This is a genomic window from Priestia veravalensis, from assembly GCF_001457055.1.
In the GTDB taxonomy this organism is placed as follows: Bacteria; Bacillota; Bacilli; order Bacillales; family Bacillaceae_H; genus Priestia; species Priestia flexa.
Genome location: NZ_KQ758643.1, coordinates 1 through 24907 on the forward strand (window position 1 = coordinate 1; position 24907 = coordinate 24907).

Below are 24907 nucleotides of genomic sequence, written 5' to 3' on the forward strand. Positions count from 1 at the left end.
GCAAAAGAGCTAAATGGGTATCGATATGCCCGGTATCGAGGGCTGAAGTCTGTCCAGATGCAGGCGTATCTGACGGCAGCTTGTCAAAACATGAAAAAAATCGCCCATTACCTGACCAAAACAGGTCAGGTAATGGGCGATTTTTATGGAAAACGACGATTTGTTTGTGAAATGTTTACTTGTTTCACTATAAAAAATGAAAAGAGCCTCAGATTGACGAGAACCTTACAGGTTTCTCGTCAATCTGGAAAGCCTTCATGTTATACATGAAGGCTTTTATATTATATCTAATGTTCTATTTAACCATTAACAAGGCGTTGAGCTTCACGAAGTTGGAAAGTACGAACTTTACGAGGTAAGAAACGGCGAATTTCATCTTCGTTATATCCAACTTGAAGACGCTTTTCATCAATGATGATTGGGCGACGTAATAAGCCTGGATTTTGTTGAATTAATTCATATAAATCTTGAAGAGGCATTGCGTCTACTTGAACATCTAATTTTTGGAATGTCTTAGAACGCGTTGAAATAATTTCATCTGTTCCATCTTCAGTCATTCGTAAAATTTGTTTAATTTCATCAATTGATAAAGGCTCTGAAAAGATATTTCGTTCTACATATGCAATTTCATTTTCTTCTAACCATGCTTTCGCTTTTCGACAAGACGTACAACTTGGTGATGTATATAATGTAACCATTTAATCCTTCACTCCTTCTATCATAATCGGTCATAATGGGCAAAAAATCTTAGCCATAAGTTATTTTTCTTTATACTAACATCGTGCTGTTTTTATGAAAAGTTAACGATTGTAAATAGTTAATGACTGATAATGAAAATCGATATTATTTTATAATTACTTTAAATAAGATAATATCTATTTTGCATTATACTACAATTTTTATTGAAATGGTATCCTTATTTTATTGTGCAAAACCATTTTTAAAATCTGTCACTAATTATTTACCACACTACTAATACGTTTAAACATCAAATTAAGTTTCAAATTTTTTATTTGTTCACTTTTTTGTCAAACTTTTATTTGTTTTTTTTCATCAAAGATCAACAGTTTGGATTTTTTCTTACATGAGCACCTTATTAGGCGAAATAATAGGAAGATACGTGTATATTAAAAGATAGGTATTCGTCAATTTTTGCATGACTTTTGTCAAAAAAAATCATAATTTTATAAGAGATAATAGGCAAACTGAGACGATGTAGTTTATTATGAAGAAATTTAGGCCAACGAGGTGATTCACACATGAAAATCTTGCAGCTTAGCGCTGTTGCGACTGTTTTATTATTAGCCGCTTGTGCTCCGCAAGAAATTACTACCGAAGACACGAAAGATAACGTACCGGTAGTAGAAACAGCAAAAGTTTCAAAAAGTGACTTGGTTAACACCACTGAACTATCGGGAGTAGCGATGCCTTCAAAACAAGTCCCTATTGTAACGGCAAACCCCTTAAACGTAGAAAAAGTCCATGTTAAAGTAGGTGATACTGTCCAAAAAGGTGATTTGCTTGTGTCTTTAGATGCTTCCGAAGCAACTAAACAGCTTAATGAAGCTAGACAAGCGGCTGCTGATATTAGTAAAGCAGTTAAAGAAGCAGAAGCAAAAGCTACGCCTGATCAATCCCAAGAAATTCAACAGGCCCAAAAGGAACTTGAAGCTTCAATGAACAAATCAGAATCTTTGCTAGAGGAAGCTCAAAATGGAGATGTAACCTCTTCTGATTTAGTGCAAAGCGGACTCGAAATTTCATTAAATCAAGCAAAGTTAGCTCAAAAGTCTCTGTCACAGATTTCATTAACTCCTGATATGCTTCCGCAGTTAAAGCAGCAACAGCAACAAGCAAACCAAGCAGTTGCTCAGGCTGAGCAGATTGTTGCATCTACTCGTCTAACTGCTCCAATAAGCGGAACGATTGCGGATGTCAGTGCTGTTGAAAATGGAATTGCCGCTCCTAGTACTCCACTTATGACGGTCATTGATCAATCCAATGTGGATGCTACTTTTCAAGTTAACAGCTATCAAGTATCACAATTAAAAGCTGGAAACCAAATTAAACTTACATTTGACGGGGTAACACAAGAATTTACTAGTAAAATTTCAACCGTGTCTCCTACCGCTAATCCTGAAACTGGACTGTTCACAGTAAAAGCACCTATTGAAAATGCAAAGAGTCAAGTAAAAGGTGGCATGAAAGCAACTGGAGAAGTAACAATTGATTCTTTATCAGATGCGTTAGTCATTCCATCCAGCGCCATCTCGTACGATGAAGAGCAAGCGTATGTATATATTGTTAATGGGAAGAAAGCAGTTAAGACTCCTATCACATTAGGATTTGCAAATGACGACCAGTATCAAGTTGTCGATGGTCTAAAAGCAGATGATGTCATTGTGACTGATGGAAAAGATCAGATACAAGACGGCAATGAAGTAAAGCAACGAGCGAGTGAAAAACAAGATGAAAATAGTTAAGCTATCCGTTCTTCGCCCTGTTGCCATGTCAATGGTTCTTGTTCTTCTTCTCATTCTTGGAGGCGTTAGTGGAAGAAACATGCCCGTTGATTTATTTCCTGAATTAACGTTTCCCGTAGCTGCCGTTACAGCTACATATGACGGAGCAGGTCCAAAAGAAATTGAAAACCTGCTTGCAGAACCACTTGAAAGTTCTATGAGTACGCTGCCTAATGTTGAAAGCGTACGATCTGTCTCTCAAAACGGTGGCGTACTCGTGCTTGTTTCGTTTACGTGGGGAACCGATATGAACTTCGCTACGTTAAATATGCGCGAGCGAATCGACATGGCACGCGAAGCTCTACCTGAAGGTGCTTCCCTACCGCGAGTCATGCGCTTTGACCCAAGTGATCTACCGATTGTTCAGCTCTCATTAACAAGTGAAAATGAGCAAATTCTAGAAGATTTAAAACAAATTGCAGAAGAAGATATTAAAGCTGCTCTAGATGGAGCTGATGGTGTTGCTTCCGTTACGGTATCGGGTGGAGCGGAAAAAGAAATCTTACTAACGCTTGATCAGCAAAAAATGTCTTCTTATAACTTAACGTTACAAGACCTTCAACAAATTATCGGATCAGAAAATTTAAACTTACCTGCTGGAAATGTTCAAGATCAAAATCAAAACTTACCAATAAGGATTACGGGACAATTTACTTCAATTGAAGATATTAAAGAGCTCCCGATTCCTACACAGTCTGGTGTTATTAAGCTCGAAAATTTAGCAGAGATAAAAGAAGCTTATGCAGACGCTGACCAACTGAGCTACCTAAATGGAAAAGAAGCTGTTGGAATCTCTGTCTTAAAACAATCAGGGGCAAATACTGTTTCCGTAGCAAATGAAATTGATGACAGGCTGAAAGAGTTAAATCAAACGCTTCCTGAAGGTGTAAAAATAGATACGATTTTGGATCAGAGTGATTTTATTAATCAGTCCATTAAATCCGTAACGTCCAACATGATTGTGGGAAGCATTTTAGCATCAATTATCCTTTACCTATTTCTACGAAATCTTCGTAGTACCATTATTATTGGTCTTGCAATTCCACTTTCAATTGTCACAACCTTTGTATTTATGTACTTTAGCGGTCAAACGCTTAACTTACTCACATTAGGTGGACTAGCACTTGGAATTGGGATGATGGTAGATAATGCCATCGTTATTCTTGAGAATATTTTCCGACTTCGAAAGCAAGGGTTATCAAAGAAAGATGCAGCTATTAAAGGAACAAATCAAGTTGGGACAGCAATCATTGCTTCCACTCTAACAACTGTTGTTGTCTTTCTTCCAATAGTATTCGTAGATGGACTGGCTGCGCAGCTCTTTAAGCCGTTAGCTTTAGTTATCAGCTTTTCATTGCTTGCGTCTTTATTTACAGCTTTAATCATTGTACCTCTGTTTTCTTCACTGTTCCTTAAGTTATCGACACGTGAAAAAGAGCAAAGTAATACAGATGGAAAGTTGTTTGGTAAAGTAAAGCATTTTTATAAACGAAGATTAGACACCGCTCTACGCCATCCGAAAAAAACAGTTGGTGCAGTTTTACTTCTATTTGCTTTATCCTTTGCAGGAATTCCTTTTATCGGAACAGAATTCCTTCCTGCCCAAGATCAGAGCACCGTTTCTGTTACAGCTAAGCTACCTCAAGGAACGGCTTTAGAAGCAACTTATGAGAAAACGGAAGAAATTAATGAAATTCTTAAAGATATTCCAGAGGTTGACTTATCATCCGTTACCGTAGGTGGATCGAATAACTTTTCAGGCTCCGCTGGATCGAATACAAATCAGGCTACTTATAACATCTTATTAAAACCTGTAGATGAGCGAGATCGTTCAGATAAAGAAATAGCTGATGAAATCCGCAATAAGCTTAACGACATTCCGAGCGTTGATGCAACCGTATCATCTAGTGAAGGAGGCTTTACTGGAGATCCGATATCTCTTGAAATTTCAGGCCCTGATTTGGATGAATTAGTGAGAATCTCAGATCAAACTGTCGATATTTTATCTGAAATTGACGGGGTAAGAGAACCCGAGTCAAGCTATAACGATGGAAATCCTGAAGTTGTGATTTCAATCAATCGTGATAAAGCATCACAATACGGAATTGGAAGTGCACAAATCTCCAGCACGATATCAGAAGCTACACAAGGCGTTGTCGCTAGCCAGCTTGCTCGTGACGGTGAAGAGCTAAACGTTCGCTTATTAATTGATCGAAAAGATACAGCTTCAACATCTGACTTAGAAAATTTATTAATTAAATCGCCAACTGGTACAACGGTTCCGCTAAAAGCGGTTGCTGATATATCAAGGGGACAAGGTCCATCGCAAATTACGCGTGAAGATCGATTGCGAGAAATTCGTGTCACAGCAGACATTATTGGACGTGACCTCGGAAGTATTACAGATGATATTGAAAAGCAGCTAAAAAGCGAAATTTCATTACCAAACAAGCAATATAAAATTGTATTTGGTGGTCAGAATGAACAGATGAATGATGCGTTTTATAAGCTTTCACTTGCACTTGCTTTAGCAGTAGTTCTTGTTTATATGGTAATGGCAGGACAGTTTGAATCTTTCTTGTATCCATTTATCATTATGCTTTCCGTTCCCCTAACTTTTATTGGAATCATAAGCGGTTTGCTAATTACCAATCAACCTTTAGGCGTAGGCTCTTTAATTGGAATTTTAATTTTAACAGGTATTGTTGTAAATAATGCCATTGTATTAGTCGATTACTTACAGCAGCTTCGTAAAGAAGGCTACGAATTAAAAGAAGCGATTTTACTAGCAGGTCCAACGAGACTTCGTCCGATTTTAATGACAACACTTACGACGATTATCGGCTTAATTCCTCTTACGCTAGGTATTGGAGAAGGAACAGAACTACAGCAGCCAATGGCCATTGTCATTGTATTTGGCCTAAGCTTTGCTACTATTATTACGCTCATTTTTATTCCAGTCATTTATTATCTAGTTGAAAAGCGAAAGTTGAAAAAGAAAGCGAAAAAAGAACAAAAACTGATTGAAGAAAGTTAATCCCCTTCCCTTGAACCACTCATTTTGATGGCTAACAATTTAGTCCCCGTGATGAGTGGTTTTTCTATGTTTATTGTCGTTTATTTTAAAGAAAAACGGGTAATTCTAAAAGGAAAACAAAGTGAGTCACTTAGTCCCAAAGGAGGGGTATTATGAATTGGTATGAAAAATTAAGTCAATACTTTCCTATAGAAGAAATGAAATCGAAGAAGCACTTAGAGCTACTATTAAGTGAACAAAGTGAAATTTACAACAAAGATGAAGGTCCTCACCACGTCTTGATGTATGTCGAAACGGATGAGTTTATCTTTGTTGATTACTTATTTGTATCAAAGGATGCGCGAGGACAAGGGTTAGGTGGAAAATTAATCAACAAGCTTAAAGATCATCAAAAGCCAATTATTTTAGAAGTTGAACCCGTTGACTATGCTGATTCCGACAGTGAAAAACGTCTTCACTTCTACAAAAGAGAAGGTTTTAAGCACGCGACTTCTATTGGTTACAAACGTCGATCTCTAGCGACAAACGAAGTCAATCAAATGGAAATCCTCTACTGGTCTCCTACTGAAGAAAGCGAAGAGAGTATTTTAAACAGCATGAAAAAAACGTATGAATTAATTCATACTTACAAAGATAAAGAAATTTATGGTGAAAAATACCAACCTGTTGACGAAGTGTTAGTACTAGATAAAAATCGTGAAGATATCGATATTCTATCTGAACTATAATCTTTCTAAAAGGGAACTATCCAACAATTGTTCACTTTTTATATTTATACAAGATATAGAATAAAAAATGGAAAAATATTGATTTTAAGAAGTTTTATATGCATAAAGAAAGCGATATTATAAATTTCTGAAAATTTTTAATAGTATTTAATCCTACTTTCATGTATAATATTTTTAAAGTAAGATGTCAGAGTAAATGACATGATTTTCTAGTCCTATATAATCAGAAAAAACGACCTCTTGTGAGATCGTTTTTGTCAACTCGTGTATTTAGCAAACTCAGTTTGTGAGCAAGATACGTAGTGTCCTGGTGATACTTCACGAAGTTCAGGCTCTTCACCATCGTAATTATGAATACTTGGATCATATACTTGACGCAGACGCGTACGCTCACTATCCGGATCTGGCAACGGGATTGCCGACAGCAATGCTTTTGTATAAGGATGAATGGGGTTACGGTATAGCTCTTCGCTTGTCGCAAGCTCTACAATTTTACCTTGATACATTACGCCGATACGATCGCTAATGTATTTTACCATTGAAAGGTCATGGGCGATAAATAAGTATGTTAATCCACGTTCACGCTGTAGCTTCTTCATTAAGTTAACAACCTGAGCTTGAATTGATACATCAAGTGCTGAGATTGGCTCATCAGCAATAATGAAGTCTGGCTCAACAGCTAGTGCGCGAGCAATTCCAATCCTTTGGCGTTGGCCACCACTGAATTCATGTGGGTAGCGGTTTGCGTGCTCTCGGTTTAATCCTACTGTTTCAAGAAGGGCTTGAACCTTTTTCATACGCTCTTCTTTGCTTTTTGCTAAACCGTGAATATCAATTCCTTCTGCAATAATATCAGCTACCGTCATACGTGGATTTAGTGATGCATATGGATCTTGGAAAATCATTTGCATTTTACGGTTGAATTTCTTCAGTTCAGACTTTGACTTACGACCGTGAACATTTTCACCGTTAAATAACACTTCACCATCCGTTGCGTTATAAAGGCGAATAATAGTACGACCCGTTGTTGATTTACCACAACCAGACTCTCCTACAAGACCTAATGTTTCCCCCTTGTAGATGTCGAATGTCAGACCATCAACAGCCTTAATCGTTCCTTTTGATGTCGGAAAGTGCTGCTTTAAATTTTTAATTTCTAGTAACTTTTCAGCCATCTTATTCACCGTCCTTTCGAGATAAAACTGGTTTTGTATAAGCTCCTTTTACTGGACGCATACGGCTTGTCACAGATGCTGGCGGTTCTACTTTTGGTGCATCTGGATGTAATAACCATGTTTTCGCATAATGCGTATCCGATACTTGAAACATTGGTGGTTCTTGCTCAAAATCAATTTTCATCGCATATGGATTACGCGGAGCAAACGCATCACCTTTTGGTGGATTCGTTAAATCTGGCGGTGTTCCCGGAATTGCAGCCAGCTCTTCTTTTGTATCGCTGTCAAGGCTAGGCATTGAAGCAAGTAGTCCCCATGTATAAGGATGCTGTGGATTATAGAATACTTCATCCACTGTACCCGTCTCGACGATTTGACCGGCATACATAACAGCAACGCGATCCGCAACGTTAGCTACTACTCCTAAGTCATGCGTGATGAAAATAATAGATGTATTTGTTTTCTTTTGAATATCTTTCATCAATTCTAAAATTTGAGCTTGAATTGTTACGTCAAGAGCTGTTGTTGGCTCATCGGCAATTAATAGCTTTGGATCCGATGCCAATGCCATTGCAATTACAACACGCTGTCTCATACCACCACTGAATTCGTGAGGATATTGGTTAACACGCTGATTTGGAAATGGAATACCAACAAGCTTTAATAGCTCAATCGCACGCTCTTTTGCTTGTGTTTTTGACATTTTAGAATGCTTAACAAGTACTTCAGCAATTTGACTACCAACTTTCATCGTTGGATTTAAAGATGTCATTGGATCTTGGAAAATCATCCCGATATCTTTTCCACGGATTGCCTCCATCTGCTTATCTGTTTTCTTTACAAGATCAATACCGTCAAATAAAATTTGACCTTTATTAATTCGACCTGGTGGCATTGGAATAAGGCGCATAATTGTTTGTGATGTTACACTTTTCCCTGAGCCCGATTCACCTACAATTGCGAGCGTTTCACCCTTATCTAAGTGGAAGTTAACACCTCGCACAGCTTTAACTTCTCCACCGTATGTTTGGAATGAAACTTCCAAATCTTTTACATCTAATAAACGTGACATAGGTTTCACTTCCTTACTTACGTAGTTTTGGATCTAATGCATCGCGCAGTCCGTCACCAATTACGTTAAATGCTAAGATTGTTAAGCAAATGAACGTTGCTGGGAAGAATAAACGCCATGGATAGTATTCTAATGCTGGTAATCCATCCGAAGCCATTGTTCCCCAACTTGCAAGTGGTGCGGGAACACCTAGTCCTAAATAACTTAAGAAAGCTTCTGTAAAAATTGCTGATGGAATTGTTAACGTCATTGTTACTAAAATTGGTCCCATCGAGTTTGGAATTAAGTGCTTAAATAGGATTCGTTTTGTATCGGCTCCAAGCGTTTGAGCTGCCATCACGTACTCTTGGTTTTTCAACTGTAGTACTTGTCCGCGAACGATACGCGCCATGTTAATCCATCCAGTGATGGTCATCGCAAGAATCATTGTACCTAAGCCTTGCTCTAACACAACCATTAAAAGAATAACAAGAAGTAAATATGGAACACCGTATAAGATATCTGCAAAACGCATCATTGCTTCATCTGTACGTCCACCGCGGTATCCAGAAATGCTTCCCCAAATAACACCGATGAACAAATCGATTAAAGCAGCAGATAAACCGATAAATAACGAGATACGTGCACCTTCCCATGTTCTTGTAAACACGTCACGACCAAGGTCATCTGTTCCAAACCAATGTTCCGATGAAGGTGGTTGGTTCGTATTCATTAAGTCATTTGTTTTGTAGTCATAAGGCGTCATCATTGGCCCGAAAATTGCCATGAAAACTAATAGAGCTAGTAATACAACACCAAACATCGCTAATTTATTTTCTCGAAAGCGTAAGCCTACATCTTTCCAAAACGATAAACTAGGCTTTGAAATCTTCTCTGCTTCGTTTGCATCAACTGATGCTGGTTCAAACATATTTTTTGGAATTTGTTGCATCGCTCGTTACGCTCCTTTCTTTCCGCCGCTTAGCTTAATACGTGGATCAATTAATCCGTATAGAATATCAACGATTAAAACAGACGCTAGTAATAAGATACTATAGAAGACTGTTACGCCCATGATAACCGTGTAGTCACGGTTTGTAATGCTTGTTACGAAGTGAAGACCTAAGCCTGGAATACCAAAGATTTTTTCAATAACGAAACTTCCTGTTAAAATACCCGCTGTCAGTGGTCCAATGTAAGAAACAACTGGTAACATTGCATTTCGCATCGCGTGCTTCACCGTAATAACTGGTTTACTTAAACCTTTTGCTTTTGCTGTTCGAATATAATCATTATTTAGAACTTCAAGCATACTGGAACGCGTTAACCTTGCGATAAACGCCATTGGAGTAGATGCTAAAGCGAGGGCTGGTAAAAACGTATGTGCCCATGATTCCCAACGTGCAACCGGAAATAATTCTAGTTTCATAGCAAAGATATATTGTAATGCCGTTGCCATGATAAAGCTTGGTACCGATATTCCAAGTACTGCAATAATCATCGCCGTGTAGTCCTGCCATTTATTATGTTTTAAAGCGGAAATGACTCCTAACAACACTCCAAATGCAAGCGCTAATAAAATAGCTTCCATTCCTAGCATAAATGAAACTGGAAAGCCGTTGCTAATTAAATCATTGACCGTTTGGCCCTTGTATTTAAACGATGGTCCGAAATCAAGGGTTGCAACAGATTTTAGATAGTCGAAGTATTGAACATATAGTGGTTGGTCAAACCCGTAAAATTCATTTAGGTTTGCTTCAATTTCTGGCGGAAGCTTTTTCTCTGCTGAGAATGGTCCCCCAGGTGCTGCTCTCATTAAGAAGAACGTTGCTGAAACAATAAGGAAAAGCGATAAGAACATGTACAACAAACGTTTACTAATATATTTAAGCACCGACAAACACCTCCATAATTTAACATTTTTCGCTCTTTAAACAGAAAAGTATATGGGGGTAAGAGATCACCCCCATATACTTGTTAATGCTAGTTATTACTCAAAGTGAGCCCATTTGAACTGTACATCACCTGTAGATAATACAGTAACATCTTTTAAGCTATCGCTTTGAATCCAAGCATCAGTGTAGTAATAGATTGGTGCCGCCGGCATTTCATCCATTAAGATTTGTTCTGCTTGTTTTAAGATATCTAAGCGTTTCTCAACGTCCGTTTCACCGCGAGAAGCATCGATTAGTTTTTTGTACTCAGCATTTTCCCAGAACGTATCGTTGTTTCCGCCGTCTTTATCTTTGAACATTTCTAAGAACGTAATTGGATCGTTGAAGTCACCAACCCAGCCCATACGTGCAACTTCGTAGTTACCTTTTTGTAACTCATCAATGTAAACGTTCCACTCTTGGTTGTTTAATTCAGCTTTAATACCTAAGTTTTTAGTCCACATATCTTGAATTGCTTGTGCAATCTTTTGGTGGCCTTCATCTGTGTTATAAGAAATCTTAATTGCAGGTAATTCAGACATACCTAGTTCTTTTAAACCTTCGTCAAGAAGTTTCTTCGCTTCTTTAACATCAGCATCTTTGAATAGTTCGTTCTTTTCGTCACCATATGCTTGTGGCGGAACCATTGCTAATGCTGGAACTTGCTCAGCTTTTGTAACGTTTTCTACAATCGCTTTACGGTCGATTGCATAAGTTAATGCTTTACGAATTTTTGCATTGCTTAAAGCTTCTTCTTGAGTGTTAAACTTGTACATGTAAGTACCAGTTTTCACTTCAATGTTTAAGTTACCTTTATCTTTTAACTGAGGAATTGCGTCAGTTGGAAGTTGCCCAATTGGGTTACCTGCCCAATCTAACTCATCTTTTTCAAACATTGAAAGCTCAGTGCTTGGATCGTTAATCATATACATGTTAATTTTATCAAGTTTTACTGCATCTTTATCCCAGTAAGTATCGTTTGCTTCTAATACGATTTCATCGCTATGCTTCCACTCAGACATTTTAAAAGGTCCGTTTGATACGTAGTTTTCACCAGCGTCTGTGTACCATTTGTCATTTGCTTCAGCAACTTTTTTGTTAACAGGGAAGTACGTGTAGAATGCTGTTAACTCTAAGAAATATGGAGTTACGTGATCTAACGTTACCTCTAAAGTTTTATCGTCAACGACTTTAATACCCACATCATCAATGTTTCCTTGACCTTTGTGTGCTGCTTCTCCACCTTTTACATAGTAAAGCATTTCAGCATACTGTGATTCATTTTTAGCATCTAAAACCCATTTCCAAGCATATTCGAAATCTTGTGCTGTTACAGGGTCACCGTTTGTCCATTTTGCATCTTCACGAATTTTGAACGTGTAAGTTAATTTGTCTTCACTTACGTTAATTTTTTCTGCCATTGCTTCTGTTGGTTTACCGTCTTTGTCTAAACGAGTTAAACCTTCAAATGTTTGACGTAATACGTTACCAGATACGTTATCATTTGCTAAACCTGGATTTAAAGAGAATGGTTCTGTTTTAATATTTACGCGAAGCGCTTGTTCTTTTGAACCGTCGCCGCTACCGCCTTCTTTGCCGCTCCCAGAATCGCTATCGCCGAATCCACACGCAGCCAAGAAAAGACTCATTACCAGCAGCATGCTGAAAAGAATGGATAATCTTTTCTTCATTGAATCTTACCCCCCATTGGAATTGTATGACTGACAAACATAATTTTTAATCATTTTTCAATACAAAATAGTCAGAAAGTTTTTCACCTGGTAGAGCATTAAAGCCCCTGTAGCAAAAAGAATGCCTTAATTCTTAAAACGGTGGTACATGCATGTATATGTATGCCATTCATTAAGAAAAGACGTGCTACCTAGTTGTAATAAAACATTTTCTATTTTATATTTTCCGAAAAATTAAGATATTGTAATATCTTTGTAAAAAATATGTTTGTTACGCCTATTATAAATATTTTAAAAATTTATTGCAATACTATTATTTACTGGTATTTTTTTGCTCCCCCCTACAAAAGCCGGTTTTATAAGGATTATGACTTCTTGTCAGACATCTAAAATCTTTTTTGTAGAATAGGTATTGCAATAATGTTACAAAAAATATAGCATAAAATGATTTACTTGCAAATGTTTTTTTTCAAGATTTCGGTTTAATTTTTTTTAAAATCGCGTTATAATGGACTACAAACTGAAAAATTTCATACTGTAAAGCGATGAAAAAGAATAGTACATAGTTCCTTCATTTTTAGAGAGTTTGTGGTCGGTGTAAACAAACAATGAAGCCTATGGAATGGACTTTGGAGCTTTCAAGTGCAAAGCTTGAACGCTAATTGGCGTTATGTAAATGAAGATGATTACTTTGTAATCTAATTAGGGTGGTACCACGGTTTATGCGTCCCTAGCTCCGGCTAGGCTTGCATAAACCTTTTTTATTTTCAAAAAAGAAAGGAAGTACGTTATGCAAACTATATTTTCAGGCATACAGCCAAGCGGTACAATTACACTAGGAAACTATATCGGAGCAATGAAACAATTCGTCGAGCTGCAAGATGATTATAACTGTCATTTTTGTATTGTTGACCAGCATGCTATTACAGTACCGCAAGATCGACTAGCTTTACGAAAAAACATTCGTAGCCTGGCTGCGCTTTACATTGCAGTCGGCATCGACCCAACAAAATCAACGCTCTTTATTCAATCAGAAGTTCCAGCTCACACTGAAGCTGGATGGATGCTTCAATGCGTTGCTTATATCGGTGAGCTTGAGCGCATGACGCAGTTTAAAGATAAATCTGCTGGAAAAGAAGCTGTTTCAGCAGGATTATTAACATATCCACCTTTAATGGCAGCCGATATCTTACTATACAAAACAGATCTAGTACCTGTTGGTGAGGACCAAAAGCAGCACTTAGAATTAACGCGTGACTTAGCTGAACGTTTCAACAAAAAATACAATGATATCTTTACTATTCCTGAAGTGCGTATTCCGAAGGTGGGAGCGCGTGTGATGTCTCTTCAAGAACCAACGAAGAAAATGAGTAAATCAGATCCAAACCAAAAAGCGTTCATTACCATTTTGGATGAGCCAAAAGTTATTGAAAAGAAAATTAAGAGCGCTGTTACGGATTCAGAAGGCATCGTACGTTTTGACAAAGAAAACAAGCCTGGAATTTCAAACTTGATGAGCATTTATTCAATCCTTGGAAATGTATCAATTGAGGAAATCGAAAGAATGTATGACGGAAAAGGATACGGTGACTTTAAAGCCGACACAGCAAAAGTTGTTGTCGAAGCACTTGCACCAATTCAGCAGCGTTACTATGAGCTAATTGATTCAGAAGAGTTAGACCAGATACTAGATGCTGGTGCTGAAAAGGCAAATTTCGTCGCTAATAAAATGCTGCGTAAAATGCGCAATGCTATGGGATTGGGACGCAAACGATAAAACAAACCATAAAAAAGCTGTGCAGGAAAACTGCACAGCTTTTTTAGTTTACTTTTGGCTCTTGCTCAATCTCCCAAAGCTTTTCAAAGAAAGGTTGTCCTTTAATAAGATGCTCACATAATTGACGATGCTTCGATGACCACCCTCGCTTTGTTTCTTCATAGAGCTTGGACCAAACGTCTTCAAATGACATGATTTGAATATCTTCGTATTCCGTTGGATTCCACTCTGTATACCAATAGCGAATTTGAGCTGTGTTTTTCGTTGTATGTAGTTGATCTAATGCCATGAACAACAGCTGCTTTAACTGGCGCTCTTTTCGAGTTAGCCCGCTCATTGTTACAGGTGATGGCGATAAAATATGATATTCTTTTCCAACTAATTCAGATTCTGTAAATTTATAATCGATTACTTCTTGATCAGCAATCATTTCATACACAAGCTGTTCCTGTCTTGGAATAAGCCTGCTTTTACGAATTGGAATTTGATATCCCATTGTATCCACTGCTAGGATATTCGTTCCATCTGTTACAATAAAGCAATACTCTACTTGCGTACGCTCATGATTTTTCCGAATATAAGCTTTTTGATAAACATCTTGTAGTAACTGTTGAGGTAATTCGGAAAGATCATTTTCAATATAACTGAATAATAAAGGACTTACTTTTAACAACGGCGCTTGATCTAGCAACTCCACACAATCATCTTTTCGCCATTCATGAAAATGACAAACATTGTAACCATTTTCTTCGCCTTCAAACCAATTAACCCATACATCATGAAGATATAGCATTTTTTACCCCTCACTTACTAACTGTTTGTTACCCCTCAGTATAGGCAAACAAAGGAAGTTTTATTCCAAAACATACTATTTTCTTTCTAATTTTTTCAAAGCTTTTTGTATCTCTAATTATTTTACTTTTTTCGAGTTTCTACTATTATATATGTGTTTGTCAGACCTTCTGACAAACACATATATTGATTTCATGTTAAAAGGTTGATTTTCTTAAAATTTCTTCTGATGTAAACTGAAAAAATTTTTGTGTGTCATACCCAAACTGCTGAGACACTTTACTAATCATTTGATACCCAATATTGTATCCTAACATTGTTGGGTACCACTTATGGCCATATAATAAATCATCGTATTTTTTATCACGAGGTGTTAATTCTATATATCCCTCTACATACTTGTTCCAAAACCTTTTTACTTCTTCATACGTATAATAAGATGTCCAAGGTGCTAAATACGCCTTTCCACAATGCTCTTTTACGGCTAATTCAGCTAAGCCTTCCATCAGCATGGCATCTAATAAAGTAATGGTTCGATCACTTTTTTTCATCTGCATTAACCGACAAGCATGATGATATTCGTGTGTTAAAACAGAGAGAACTTCTTCATCAGTCGTTTGATTAGTTAACAGTACAAAAATTTTATCTATAAACGCCACTCCTGCTCTGCCATGAAATTCTCTTTGCATTTTATGATTATGAGGATTGCTTGGCAGTAGAAATACCGGCACATCTGGTCCTCCCCACTCATGCTTCAACAGCTCAAATTTCCTCTTTACCTTTTTCCAAAGAGTATGTCTCTTTCCTATCTTTTCTAATTCAAGCATAAAGGTTGATGAAGGTGGACACATTCCATATCCGACTAAAACATCTAAGAATTTGTCTTTTGATAAATCTTTAAAATAACGCTCAAGGCGGGTTACAACTTCTTTTTCTTTTGTCCATTTTAACGTAGCGACAACCGGCATTATATCACCTTCAATTTAAATTACTGTCGCTTTCATCTTATGTAGGAGACGTTTTTTTGGTTTCTGTATTTTCAACATAAAAAAGCTGTTTTACCCATGTAAAACAGCTTTTTTATGTTGACGAGAACCTTACAGGTTTCTCGTCAATCTGAAAGAGTTTGGGACATAACAAAATGATTGCTTCTAAAAGACGAACACTAGCTGTTCCCTTCTCTTTGATTTGTCTCAACTCGTTCGTTCCATTGCGCTACGGTCACTCGCTTTCCGCGGGGAGGAACCTGAGCTTCCTCGCTGCGCTGCGGGATCTCAGTTTTCCCTCTCTTTCCCGCAGGAGTCGAGTGTCCTACGCTCCATTCCACCCTGTTTCCAACATTGTTTTCACAATCAACAAAAAACCTGAACGATTAAAAGTTATGAACTCTCAATCGTTCAGGTATAGTAGAGGCTGAACTACTTATGTCTCAGTCTCTTTTCTATTAAGCTTCATATTTTTTAAAGATAATCGTTGCGTTATGACCGCCAAAGCCTAAAGAGTTACTTAATACTGCCTTCACTTCTTGCTTTCTAGCTTTATTTGGAACATAGTCTAAATCACACTCTTCATCAGGCGTCACATAGTTAATTGTTGGTGGAATAACACCATCAGCAATAGCTTTTACGCTAAAGATTGCTTCGACACCACCAGCTGCTCCTAGTAAATGACCCGTCATTGATTTTGTTGAGCTGATTGCTACTGATTTAGCATAATCTCCAAACACTTCTTTAATCGCCATTGTTTCAAACTTGTCATTATACTCAGTGCTTGTACCATGAGCATTAATATAACTGATATCTTGTGGCTCAAGACCTGCATCAGCAATAGCTTTGTTCATTGCGCGAACGCCGCCTTCTCCTCCTGGAGCTGGCGCTGTAATATGATGCGCGTCGCCTGTAGAACCATAGCCAACAATTTCTGCATAAATGCGTGCACCGCGTGCTAGCGCATGTTCAAGTTCTTCTAAGACAACGATTCCTGCACCTTCACCCATGATAAAGCCATCACGGTCTTTATCAAAAGGACGACAAGCTTTTTCTGGGTCGGGATTCGTTGATAGCGCTTTGTTTGCACAGAATCCAGCGATCGACAGCTTTGTAATTGGTGCTTCTGTTCCGCCCGTAATCATCACATCAGCATCTCCACGCTGAATAACTTTAAATGCATCTCCGATTGAGTTTGTACCAGTTGCACATGCCGTCACAGTACAAGAGTTTACCCCTTTTGCACCTAGAGCAATTGATACTTGACCAGTAGCCATATCCGGAATCATCATTGGAATAAAGAATGGGCTTACGCGACGCTGACCCTTTGAAAGCAATGTTTCAAACTGGTTTTCGAACGTTTCCATTCCTCCAATTCCAGATCCGATCCACACTCCTACGTTTGGTGCAATTTCGTCTGTAATGGTTAAGTCCGCATCTTTAACAGCCATTTTGGAAGCTGCTAACGCATACTGCGTAAAGCGGTCCATTTTGCGTGCATCTTTTTTGTCGATAAATTCCTCAACATTAAAATCTTTTAATTCCGCAGCTACTTTTGCAGGAAATTCTTCTGGATTTAAGCGAGTTAATGGGCCAATACCTGATACACCCGCAACTGCATTTTCCCAAGTTGTGTCCACGTTATTTCCTAACGGCGTTACCGCTCCAAGACCTGTTACAACAACACGTTTATTACTCATGTTAGCTTCATCTCCTTCAAGAAATTATCTACAATTATCTTCCCCATCTAATTGCGATTGCACCCCATGTAAGGCCACCGCCAAAACCTACCATTACGAGTAGATCATCATCTTTAATTTTACCTTGCTCCAATTCATGCACAATTGAAATCGGAATTGACGCAGCAGATGTATTCCCATAGTATTGAATCGTTTTTGACATCTTTTCTTCTGGTAAATCTAATCGCTGTCTTGACGCTTCCATAATGCGAATATTCGCTTGGTGTGGGATTAAGAAATCCACGTCTTCTTTTGATAACCCAGCTTTATCAAGAACATTAATAGCTGACTCACCCATTTGGCGCACCGCAAATTTAAATACTTCTCGGCCGTTCATGATGATATGATCATGTTCATCTTGATACAGATGCTTTCCACCCGTACCATCTGAACCTAGTTCAAATGATAAAATGCCTCGACCTTCTGATACAGGTCCAACAACAACCGCACCAGCACCGTCACCAAATAACACGGCCGTATTACGATCGTTCCAATCCGTAATTTTTGAAAGCTTTTCAACACCAACCACTAAGACATTCTTATAAGCATTCGTTTCAATGAACTGCTTTGCGGTAATAACACCGTACATAAAGCCTGCACAAGCTGCGCTCACGTCATAAGCTGCTGCTTTTTTCGCCCCTAGCTTTTCTTGTAGCATACAAGAAACCGTTGGAAACGGCTGGTCGGGCGTCACGGTTGCGACGATGATCATATCAAGGTCTTCAGCTGATATATTTGCATTTTCTAGTGCATTTACTGCCGCTTTATACGCTAAATCAGATGTATCTTCATTATCTGCAGCGATTCGTCTTTCTTGGATACCCGTTCTTGTACGAATCCACTCATCTGAAGTATCAACCATTTTTTCAAGGTCAAAGTTTGTTAAAATTTTCTCTGGTACATAACGTCCAATTCCAATTACACCAGCGTTCATATTCTTCACTCCTTTTATAGAAGATGTGGGAACTACACACCTTAACGCGACTGCCTTTATGGAACAAAGCAGCCTTTTTTGATCAATCCTCGCTACTAAGATGATCGTTTCTATATCTTTTACAGTTTATATAATCAAATATTATGAGTTGGTACTAATTTTACTTCATTTTTTATTTTTTGTCTATATAGGTGTTTGTCCTAGTCGAATTTAATGGCTTCTACATATAGTGTTTATACGCAATGTTTTTACTCTTACCAAGAAAGGATGAGACAACATGGCGCGCAGACGCTCACCTGACTTTTTCTCACAAGTGATGTTTGGTCGTTCTCCTAAGCAAGAGGAAGAAAAAGTAGACTGGGAATCCTTGCTTACTCAAATTGATGAGATTATCGTTTCAATCGATGAATTGGCTCCCCTACTGCTTGAGCTTTCTCCACTCCTTGATCGCTTCCTCGACAAAAAATAACAGTCCAGAGTGGACTGTTATTTTTCATTCTGCTCTTTTAACGCATCTTCTTTACCAAGTTCATAAGCATCATTCATTACTTTTGTTAAAAGCCCTAAAACTGGCTGAACGTGCTCCATAGAAAGCTCTACGCCTGTTTGATCTAAAATCTCTTTTGCTTCTGGTAAATACTTCATTGCGATTTGCATAAACTGCATTTGTTGTTCCATCATTCTTTCTCCTTCATATAAAGAATCTGTTCTTTCGTTTCACATTTTATATTAGCGATTATTATGCAAAAGTACAACCAGTATAGCTTCTGTTTTTAGTAAGTCATCACTATGACTAGAAGAATGTTCTCATATGCCTTCTTTGAGCGCGAATCCCCTCTTTTAAGGTTGTTTTTGTTTCATAGTTTAAAAGTGTTTTTGCTTTTTTACTATACTCATACGCTTCATGTCGACTATTTTCCTCTACGTAATCTTTGTTCAGTAACTGTGCACCATCTTCCCACTTTTCTATTTTTTGATCAAGTAAGTGAATCACTTCGTTTCCATTTGCTCTTTCTTCTTTACATTTTAAAAAAGCAGGTACAACATCTTCAATATACGCAATATAATCGGTACCTTCTCTTATATCCGCTGGCTTTTGATTGCTTAATAGCTGCGAATAGTACATAGAAAGCGGCTGCCATGGGCCATACAAGTTTGGTATTCGGACAATAATGCACATTAATCCTTTTTCGCGATACTTATCAATAAGCTGCTCAAACTGTAGAAAAAGGCGCCCTTCACTATTGTCAGGTTCAGGCTTCGTTTCTTCTCTTACTTTTAGCTGTTTTTTTCCAAATACGCGTAAAGATGACGTAAAGATTAGCTTGGTATGAGTCTGAATGCATTTTTTTACTACATCACGCAGCGTTTGATATGCATTATTCATCTCTTCTCGTAAAAAATCATCATGATAAAAGTCGCCACCGTCAAAGTATGCAAAGTATACAGCATCTGTTTCAGATGTAATCATCTCTAGAACATCACGATCCGTTCGCTTTTCAAAATTAGCATTTCGTCCTAGCAGCAACCCCATTTCATTTTGCAAACTCGTTTCTGAAGTATGAGCTTTATGAACAGATCCGCTCACTTCTTCTCCATTTTCTAATAGCGCCGTACAAAGGTGGAACCCCAAAAAGCGGTTCGCTCCTATCACTACAAAATTCCCCATTTCTTCTCCCCCAGTCTTATTCAGAAAAAAAGCTCCTATGATATGTATAATCATAGGAGCTCTCCTTATAACACTTTTTCATTTAGTTTATAAAATTGTAAAAGCGAACGTTCAAACAAATATTTTTTTTCCATTAGATAAAGCGACAATGAAATCGGTGATTGTAAGCTTAAGCGATGCTGCTCATACTGCTTACTGTGAATAAGCGGATAGTGGGTGACTTCATTAGCAGTCGTCCAAATTTTCACAGGCAGTGTAGACGTTAATTGTTCACATGTAGGATACTGAGCAATCATTTTCGCAACTTGTTTACGCTCTACATCATAGGCTACCGTCATATCTCTTGTAAATTGCTTGTAAAAAAATTTATTCTGTTTCTCATGACTAGCATGCGTATGCAAATCAATACACGGGTTCAAAAGAGCTACCGATCGAATAAACGTTTCTCCGCCTTCCATTAACTGCATGGCAAGCAATGCTCCCATACCCTCGGCTAAAATATGAATGCGTTTATTTAAGATTTCTTGTTTCATAACCAAGTGATATAACTGTTTGGCTAAGCGGTTGGCTTTCGGGCTGCCCCAATGGCGTCCGTATAAGTTTGAATAAAAAACAGTATAGCCTTCATCTTGTAAATATTGCAGCAGTTGAGATCTGCCACCGTGCTGAATCCAAAGACTTGTAGAGCTTTCAACAAAGTGGTCTTTATCACCAAGTACTAACACCCCGAAACCATTCGGCTTTTCTGGTACATGTACGACATTCCATTGAGTATCTAGACTAAAAAAACGTCGATGCATCATGACTGATCCTCCGTATAAAAAGCTACTTTCCTTTCATACAGCTTATGACAAAGCGTCACAATGTGACCGATTCGAATGCCTATTTATTCATGAGTTTATCAATACGCTATACATTTTTTAAACAAAAAAGGACTCTGTGTATAAACGCACTGAATAGAAAATACTATTCATAAAAAATTCAATTTCTTCTTTGTAAACGCTATGATAAAATAAAATCAAACTGTACTGTGAATGGGGTGAAAGTTGTGCGCATTATTGCTGCTTTATTTTGGGGATTTTTATTAATTAACATGTCGGTTTATGTTATTTCTTCTATGTCTGGTCAAGCGTTTGATTTTGCAACCGCTTCGATTATCAGCGTGGTATTTACGCTGTTAGTTGTTGTACTTGGTGAAGCCGGTGTTCCAAACGAACCTATTGACACTCATCATTAAAAGAACCGCTAGCTTTTGCTAGCGGTTCTTTTTATTCGTTAATTAACACCACTGCTTGAAGCGGCTTCAGCATTAATTCACCTTTTACAAGCTCATTTGTTGCGGCAGTCTTCCATGTTCCATCTGGAAGTTTAACTGGTGTTGTCTCTGTTGTTGAATGATTTAAAAAGCTATAGAATTGACCTCTTTTTACAACTTCAACTTCACCATTTGTTTTAAATGTGTCTACTTGCGCTTCAGCTAAGATATCATCATATAATCCATCTAACATAGCATCTTCAAGCGCTGTACCGATATAATAAACAGTGCCTTTCCCAAAACTATTCTTAGTTATAGCAGCAGTGCCTTCATAGAAACAACCTTTGTACTCTGCCAGCACTTCAGCTGTTGTTGGCTCAATTAAGTCACACCAAATCGTTGCTGTTGACTCTTGCCCTTTTATCGTACCTTTTATGCCTACAACCATATTTTGTTGTGATGTTTGTAGGGATTCATATTCATGAATTTGAATACCCGTAAACTCTGATAATGCACCTGGAAGCGTTTGTCCCGTGACAAAATTGTTTTCTTCTTTTACACCTGCACGGTAAGATAAAATAGCTGTTCCACCATTTGAAACAAACTGCTTTAACTTCTCCGTAAACTCACTATTTGTTAGGAAGTAAATTGGCACGATAACCGCTTTGTAGCGCGCTAAGTCATCTGCAGCCGTAACCAAGTCTGTTAATACGTTTGCACTATGCACAGGGCGATAGAAGCGAAGAAATTCTTGCTTGTAAGCAAATGCATCACTTTGAGGTTGAATTCCCCACGCCCATGCATTCTCAATATCATAGTAAGCTGCTACTTCCGCTTCATATGACGCATTAATCCACTCATCACCAAACGTTTTTAGTTCTTGAATAACTTCTTTTACTTCCTCATACTTGCGCTTTGGTAACCCATCATGATCTAAAATCCCATGACAAAATTCTTCTGTCCCGAACTGAGCTGCACGCCAGCGGAAGTAAACGATTGCTTCTGCTCCTCGAGAAATCGCTTGATACGTCCACAGCTTAATATGACCTGGACGCGGTAAGTAGCCAATACGACTCCACCCTTGCGCTCCCGATAATTCTTCCATTACCCAAAAGTTTTTTCCGCCTTTTGCAGAGCGACATAAGTCGTGCTGCTGAGCGATTGCTGCTGGCTTAATTGGTTCAGCTAAACCGCCCCAGACAGGGTAATTATCAAACGAAACAAAATCTAAATCCTTTGACATATCCCATTGATTGATGGCTTGATCTGTAAATACAAAATTATGCGTAATGAATTGATCTTTACGAACAATAGAGCGTAAGATATCAACTTGAAGCTTATTATAAGCCGTATAAGCATCTGCACAGAAGCGGTCAAAGTCTAAAAGAAGGCTCGGGTTATGCTCTTGATAAACTTTACGCGGCGTTGGAATTTGTGACCAGTCCGTATACGTTTGACTCCAAAATACCGTTCCCCACTGCTGATTCAACTCATCAAGCGTCTGGTATTTTTCTTTTAACCAGCATTGAAAAGCAGCGCGATCAAGGGCTCCATAGCTACGATCTGACTTTTCATGGCCATATTCATTGTCTACCTGCCAACCGATGATGTCAGGGTGTTGACCATACTTTTCTGCCATTTTTGTTACGATTTTTTTCGTAAACTGATGGTATTTTCCACTATTAACCGTGTAATGTCTACGCGCTCCAAAGGAAATAGTTACTCCGTTTTCATCAACCGGTAAAATTTCTGGATAGCTATGAATCATCCAAGCTGGTGGCGTAGCAGTTGGTGTACCAAGCACTACTTTGATTCCGTTACTTGTTAATAGTTCGATAGCTTCATCATATAGTGAAAAGTCATATACTCCTTCTTCGGGCTCCATTAACTGCCAACCAAATTCAGCAATACGCACAACATTAATACCTAGTTCTTTCATTAAGCGTACGTCTTCTGCCCATCTTGTTTTAGGCCATTGTTCTGGATAATAGTCCACACCAATATACATATCTTTCAGTCTCCCTTTAGCTGTTTATTTATCAAATGAATGTAAGAATATTTTCTAGGTTATTCGCTACGTGCCGTTTGTTTTTTTAGCTGCTTTGTAAATTGATGAAAAGCTTCTTTCCCCTGCTCGTCTCGCTTGAATACACCAGCATGCTCTAAAATCGTCATAAATGTGGTACCAAGTTCCTTGCGAATAATTTGCTGGACATTTTCTTTAGTAAAGCCTTCATAGCTTTCTCGGAGCCGTTTCATCCATGCTTCATGCTTTTGAATATGTGCATGCTCATCTCGAATTGTACAATCTCCGTTAACCAAGTATTCACTGACTAGACGCATTTCTTCTTGTAAGCGACCCGGTAATACCGCAAGTCCCATCACTTCAATCAACCCAATGTTTTCTTTTTTAATGTGGTGGACTTCTTGATGAGGATGGTAAATACCATCGGGATGCTCGATACTCGTTCGATTATTTCGAAGAACAAGGTCTAACTCAAATAATTCTCCTCTTCTTCTCGCAATTGGGGTTACCGTATTATGCGGCGTTTCCCCCGTGAAAGCATGAACCCCAACGCTTTCATCACTGTACTGCTGCCATGTTTTATATACATGATTAGCGCATTCCACTAGCTCCTTTTTATCAGTGCTCTGCAAGCGGATAACGGACATCGGCCACCTGACAATTCCCGCTTTAACTGTCGGATAGTCTTCCATTGTAAAAGTTGCTTCTACGTGTGCTTTAGCCATTGGAAACTCATGATTTCCACCTTGAAAATGATCGTGAGTTAAAATGGATCCTCCTACGATGGGCAAATCTGCATTTGACCCCAAAAAGTAATGCGGAAATTGGTCCGTAAATGATAGTAGACGTTCAAACGTAGCCGATGAAATTTTCATTGGCGTATGTTCACCGGAAAAGACAATCGCATGCTCTTGATAATAAACGTAAGGTGAAAACTGCAGGTACCACTGCTCTTCTGCAAGTTCAACAGGGATGATGCGATGGTTTTGTCTAGCTGGATGATTAACACGTCCCGCATAGCCCGTATTCTCTTTGCAAAGCAGACAGTTAGGATATGAGCTCTCCTTCAACGTCTTGCTCGCAGCAATTGCTTTTGGGTCTTTTTCTGGCTTTGATAGGTTAATCGTAATCTCTAACTGACCATACGGTGTATCAGTCAGCCACCCCTCATTTTTAGCAATTCGATTTGTTCGAATATAGTGAACATCTTTTGAGTATTGATAAAAACCTTGCGTAGCTTGCTGCGCGCCTTCTTGTTGAAATGTTTGATAAAAACGGCGATTAACCTCAGATGGAAGCGGCACAAAACTACTCATGATTTTTGTATCTAGTAAATCTCGGTACGTAATGGTATCTTCTATTAGATTGTGTTCAGCCGCCCAATCAAGCATTTTCTCTAAAATATCAACTGGATTTTCATAGGTTTCTTGGCTAACAGCCGCTGGGATATATTCATCGAGCTGCAGTATTTCTAACAGCTTATTCCGAACAACATCAACGTCCCATGCTGTTATAAGCTCTTTTTGCAATCCGTATTGAATAAGTCTTTGAATTTGTTCATGAATGTTGACTGACATACAATCTTCCTCTC

General features: G+C 38.3%; 23 protein-coding genes and 1 other annotated feature. Of the genes, 7 read left to right on the forward strand and 16 right to left on the reverse strand.

Going from position 1 to position 24907, the window contains the following annotated elements:
• Window positions 1-270, forward strand: a 270-nt coding sequence (locus AS180_RS23520) for a transposase (RefSeq protein WP_082636369.1), incomplete at its 5' end; no start/stop codon positions are given.
• A gap of 29 nt (window positions 271-299) precedes the next feature.
• On the opposite strand, the gene spxA is transcribed toward AS180_RS23520, so the two are convergent.
• Window positions 300-698, reverse strand: a complete 399-nt coding sequence (spxA, locus tag AS180_RS09060; RefSeq protein ID WP_025908146.1) for a transcriptional regulator SpxA — start codon at window positions 696-698, stop codon at window positions 300-302.
• Between the two features lie 561 nt (window positions 699-1259).
• Between spxA and AS180_RS09065 the strand changes: the two genes are divergently transcribed.
• The 3 genes from AS180_RS09065 to AS180_RS09075 all read left to right on the forward strand — a co-directional run bounded on the left by AS180_RS09065 (window position 1260) and on the right by AS180_RS09075 (window position 6287).
• Window positions 1260-2483: an efflux RND transporter periplasmic adaptor subunit gene (locus AS180_RS09065; protein ID WP_025908147.1), complete on the forward strand. Its 1224-nt coding sequence runs from the start codon at window positions 1260-1262 to the stop codon at window positions 2481-2483.
• Window positions 2470-5559 (forward strand): efflux RND transporter permease subunit, encoded by a 3090-nt coding sequence (locus AS180_RS09070; protein WP_025908148.1) that lies wholly within the window; start codon window positions 2470-2472, stop codon window positions 5557-5559. Before AS180_RS09065 ends, AS180_RS09070 begins: the two co-directional genes overlap by 14 nt.
• 152 nt (window positions 5560-5711) lie before the next feature.
• Window positions 5712-6287, forward strand: a complete 576-nt coding sequence (locus AS180_RS09075) for a GNAT family N-acetyltransferase (RefSeq protein ID WP_061785444.1) — start codon at window positions 5712-5714, stop codon at window positions 6285-6287.
• Window positions 6288-6544: 257 nt separating this feature from the next.
• On the opposite strand, the gene AS180_RS09080 is transcribed toward AS180_RS09075, so the two are convergent.
• The 5 genes from AS180_RS09080 to AS180_RS09100 all read right to left on the reverse strand — a co-directional run bounded on the left by AS180_RS09080 (window position 6545) and on the right by AS180_RS09100 (window position 12138).
• Window positions 6545-7462, reverse strand: a complete 918-nt coding sequence (locus AS180_RS09080; protein WP_025908150.1) for an ABC transporter ATP-binding protein — start codon at window positions 7460-7462, stop codon at window positions 6545-6547.
• Window position 7463: 1 nt separating this feature from the next.
• Window positions 7464-8534 (reverse strand): ABC transporter ATP-binding protein, encoded by a 1071-nt coding sequence (locus AS180_RS09085; RefSeq protein ID WP_025908151.1) that lies wholly within the window; start codon window positions 8532-8534, stop codon window positions 7464-7466.
• A 13-nt stretch (window positions 8535-8547) separates the two neighbouring features.
• A complete protein-coding gene (locus AS180_RS09090; protein WP_025908152.1) occupies window positions 8548-9465 on the reverse strand; it encodes an ABC transporter permease in 918 nt (305 codons plus the stop codon).
• A 6-nt stretch (window positions 9466-9471) separates the two neighbouring features.
• A complete protein-coding gene (locus tag AS180_RS09095) occupies window positions 9472-10407 on the reverse strand; it encodes an ABC transporter permease (RefSeq protein WP_025908153.1) in 936 nt (311 codons plus the stop codon).
• Window positions 10408-10503: 96 nt separating this feature from the next.
• Window positions 10504-12138, reverse strand: coding sequence for a peptide ABC transporter substrate-binding protein (locus AS180_RS09100; RefSeq protein ID WP_062686722.1), 1635 nt, complete (start codon window positions 12136-12138; stop codon window positions 10504-10506).
• Between the two features lie 536 nt (window positions 12139-12674).
• Window positions 12675-12873 (forward strand) — a binding site (T-box leader).
• 55 nt (window positions 12874-12928) lie between these two features.
• Between AS180_RS09100 and trpS the strand changes: the two genes are divergently transcribed.
• Window positions 12929-13915 carry a tryptophan--tRNA ligase gene (gene trpS / locus AS180_RS09105; protein ID WP_025908155.1) on the forward strand — a complete coding sequence of 329 codons (987 nt, stop codon included), beginning with the start codon at window positions 12929-12931 and terminating at the stop codon, window positions 13913-13915.
• Between the two features lie 43 nt (window positions 13916-13958).
• Here trpS and AS180_RS09110 read toward each other — a convergent pair whose 3' ends face one another.
• The 5 genes from AS180_RS09110 to AS180_RS09125 all read right to left on the reverse strand — a co-directional run bounded on the left by AS180_RS09110 (window position 13959) and on the right by AS180_RS09125 (window position 18366).
• Window positions 13959-14708 carry a YjbA family protein gene (locus tag AS180_RS09110; RefSeq protein ID WP_025908156.1) on the reverse strand — a complete coding sequence of 250 codons (750 nt, stop codon included), beginning with the start codon at window positions 14706-14708 and terminating at the stop codon, window positions 13959-13961.
• A 196-nt stretch (window positions 14709-14904) separates the two neighbouring features.
• Window positions 14905-15675 (reverse strand): DUF2268 domain-containing putative Zn-dependent protease, encoded by a 771-nt coding sequence (locus AS180_RS09115; protein ID WP_062686723.1) that lies wholly within the window; start codon window positions 15673-15675, stop codon window positions 14905-14907.
• Between the two features lie 197 nt (window positions 15676-15872).
• On the reverse strand, window positions 15873-16034 hold the full coding sequence (locus tag AS180_RS22470) for a hypothetical protein (RefSeq protein ID WP_156413466.1): 162 nt from the start codon (window positions 16032-16034) through the stop codon (window positions 15873-15875).
• Between the two features lie 117 nt (window positions 16035-16151).
• Entirely contained in the window at window positions 16152-17393 is a 1242-nt protein-coding gene (gene fabF, locus AS180_RS09120; protein ID WP_061785439.1) for a beta-ketoacyl-ACP synthase II, read from the reverse strand.
• 34 nt (window positions 17394-17427) lie between these two features.
• Window positions 17428-18366 carry a beta-ketoacyl-ACP synthase III gene (locus tag AS180_RS09125; protein ID WP_025908159.1) on the reverse strand — a complete coding sequence of 313 codons (939 nt, stop codon included), beginning with the start codon at window positions 18364-18366 and terminating at the stop codon, window positions 17428-17430.
• A 277-nt stretch (window positions 18367-18643) separates the two neighbouring features.
• Here AS180_RS09125 and AS180_RS09130 point away from each other — a divergent pair, with 277 nt between their 5' ends.
• Window positions 18644-18835 carry a hypothetical protein gene (locus AS180_RS09130; protein ID WP_025908160.1) on the forward strand — a complete coding sequence of 64 codons (192 nt, stop codon included), beginning with the start codon at window positions 18644-18646 and terminating at the stop codon, window positions 18833-18835.
• A 17-nt stretch (window positions 18836-18852) separates the two neighbouring features.
• Here the strand turns inward: AS180_RS09130 and AS180_RS09135 are convergent, their stop codons facing one another.
• From AS180_RS09135 to AS180_RS09145, 3 genes are all read right to left on the reverse strand, one after another.
• Window positions 18853-19047 carry a ComZ family protein gene (locus tag AS180_RS09135; RefSeq protein ID WP_025908161.1) on the reverse strand — a complete coding sequence of 65 codons (195 nt, stop codon included), beginning with the start codon at window positions 19045-19047 and terminating at the stop codon, window positions 18853-18855.
• A 112-nt stretch (window positions 19048-19159) separates the two neighbouring features.
• Window positions 19160-20035 carry an NAD-dependent epimerase/dehydratase family protein gene (locus tag AS180_RS09140; RefSeq protein WP_025908162.1) on the reverse strand — a complete coding sequence of 292 codons (876 nt, stop codon included), beginning with the start codon at window positions 20033-20035 and terminating at the stop codon, window positions 19160-19162.
• A gap of 65 nt (window positions 20036-20100) precedes the next feature.
• Entirely contained in the window at window positions 20101-20838 is a 738-nt protein-coding gene (locus tag AS180_RS09145) for an alpha/beta hydrolase (RefSeq protein ID WP_062686724.1), read from the reverse strand.
• Window positions 20839-21083: 245 nt separating this feature from the next.
• On the opposite strand from AS180_RS09145, the gene AS180_RS09150 reads away from it, so the two are divergent.
• The gene (locus AS180_RS09150; protein ID WP_025908164.1) at window positions 21084-21272 is read left to right on the forward strand and encodes a YjzD family protein; all 189 of its coding nucleotides are present in this window, start codon (window positions 21084-21086) and stop codon (window positions 21270-21272) included.
• A 31-nt stretch (window positions 21273-21303) separates the two neighbouring features.
• Here AS180_RS09150 and AS180_RS09155 read toward each other — a convergent pair whose 3' ends face one another.
• Window positions 21304-23298, reverse strand: coding sequence for a beta-galactosidase (locus AS180_RS09155; RefSeq protein ID WP_062686725.1), 1995 nt, complete (start codon window positions 23296-23298; stop codon window positions 21304-21306).
• A gap of 59 nt (window positions 23299-23357) precedes the next feature.
• Window positions 23358-24893, reverse strand: coding sequence for a UDP-glucose--hexose-1-phosphate uridylyltransferase (gene galT, locus AS180_RS09160; RefSeq protein WP_062686726.1), 1536 nt, complete (start codon window positions 24891-24893; stop codon window positions 23358-23360).
• Window positions 24894-24907: the final 14 nt, after the last annotated feature.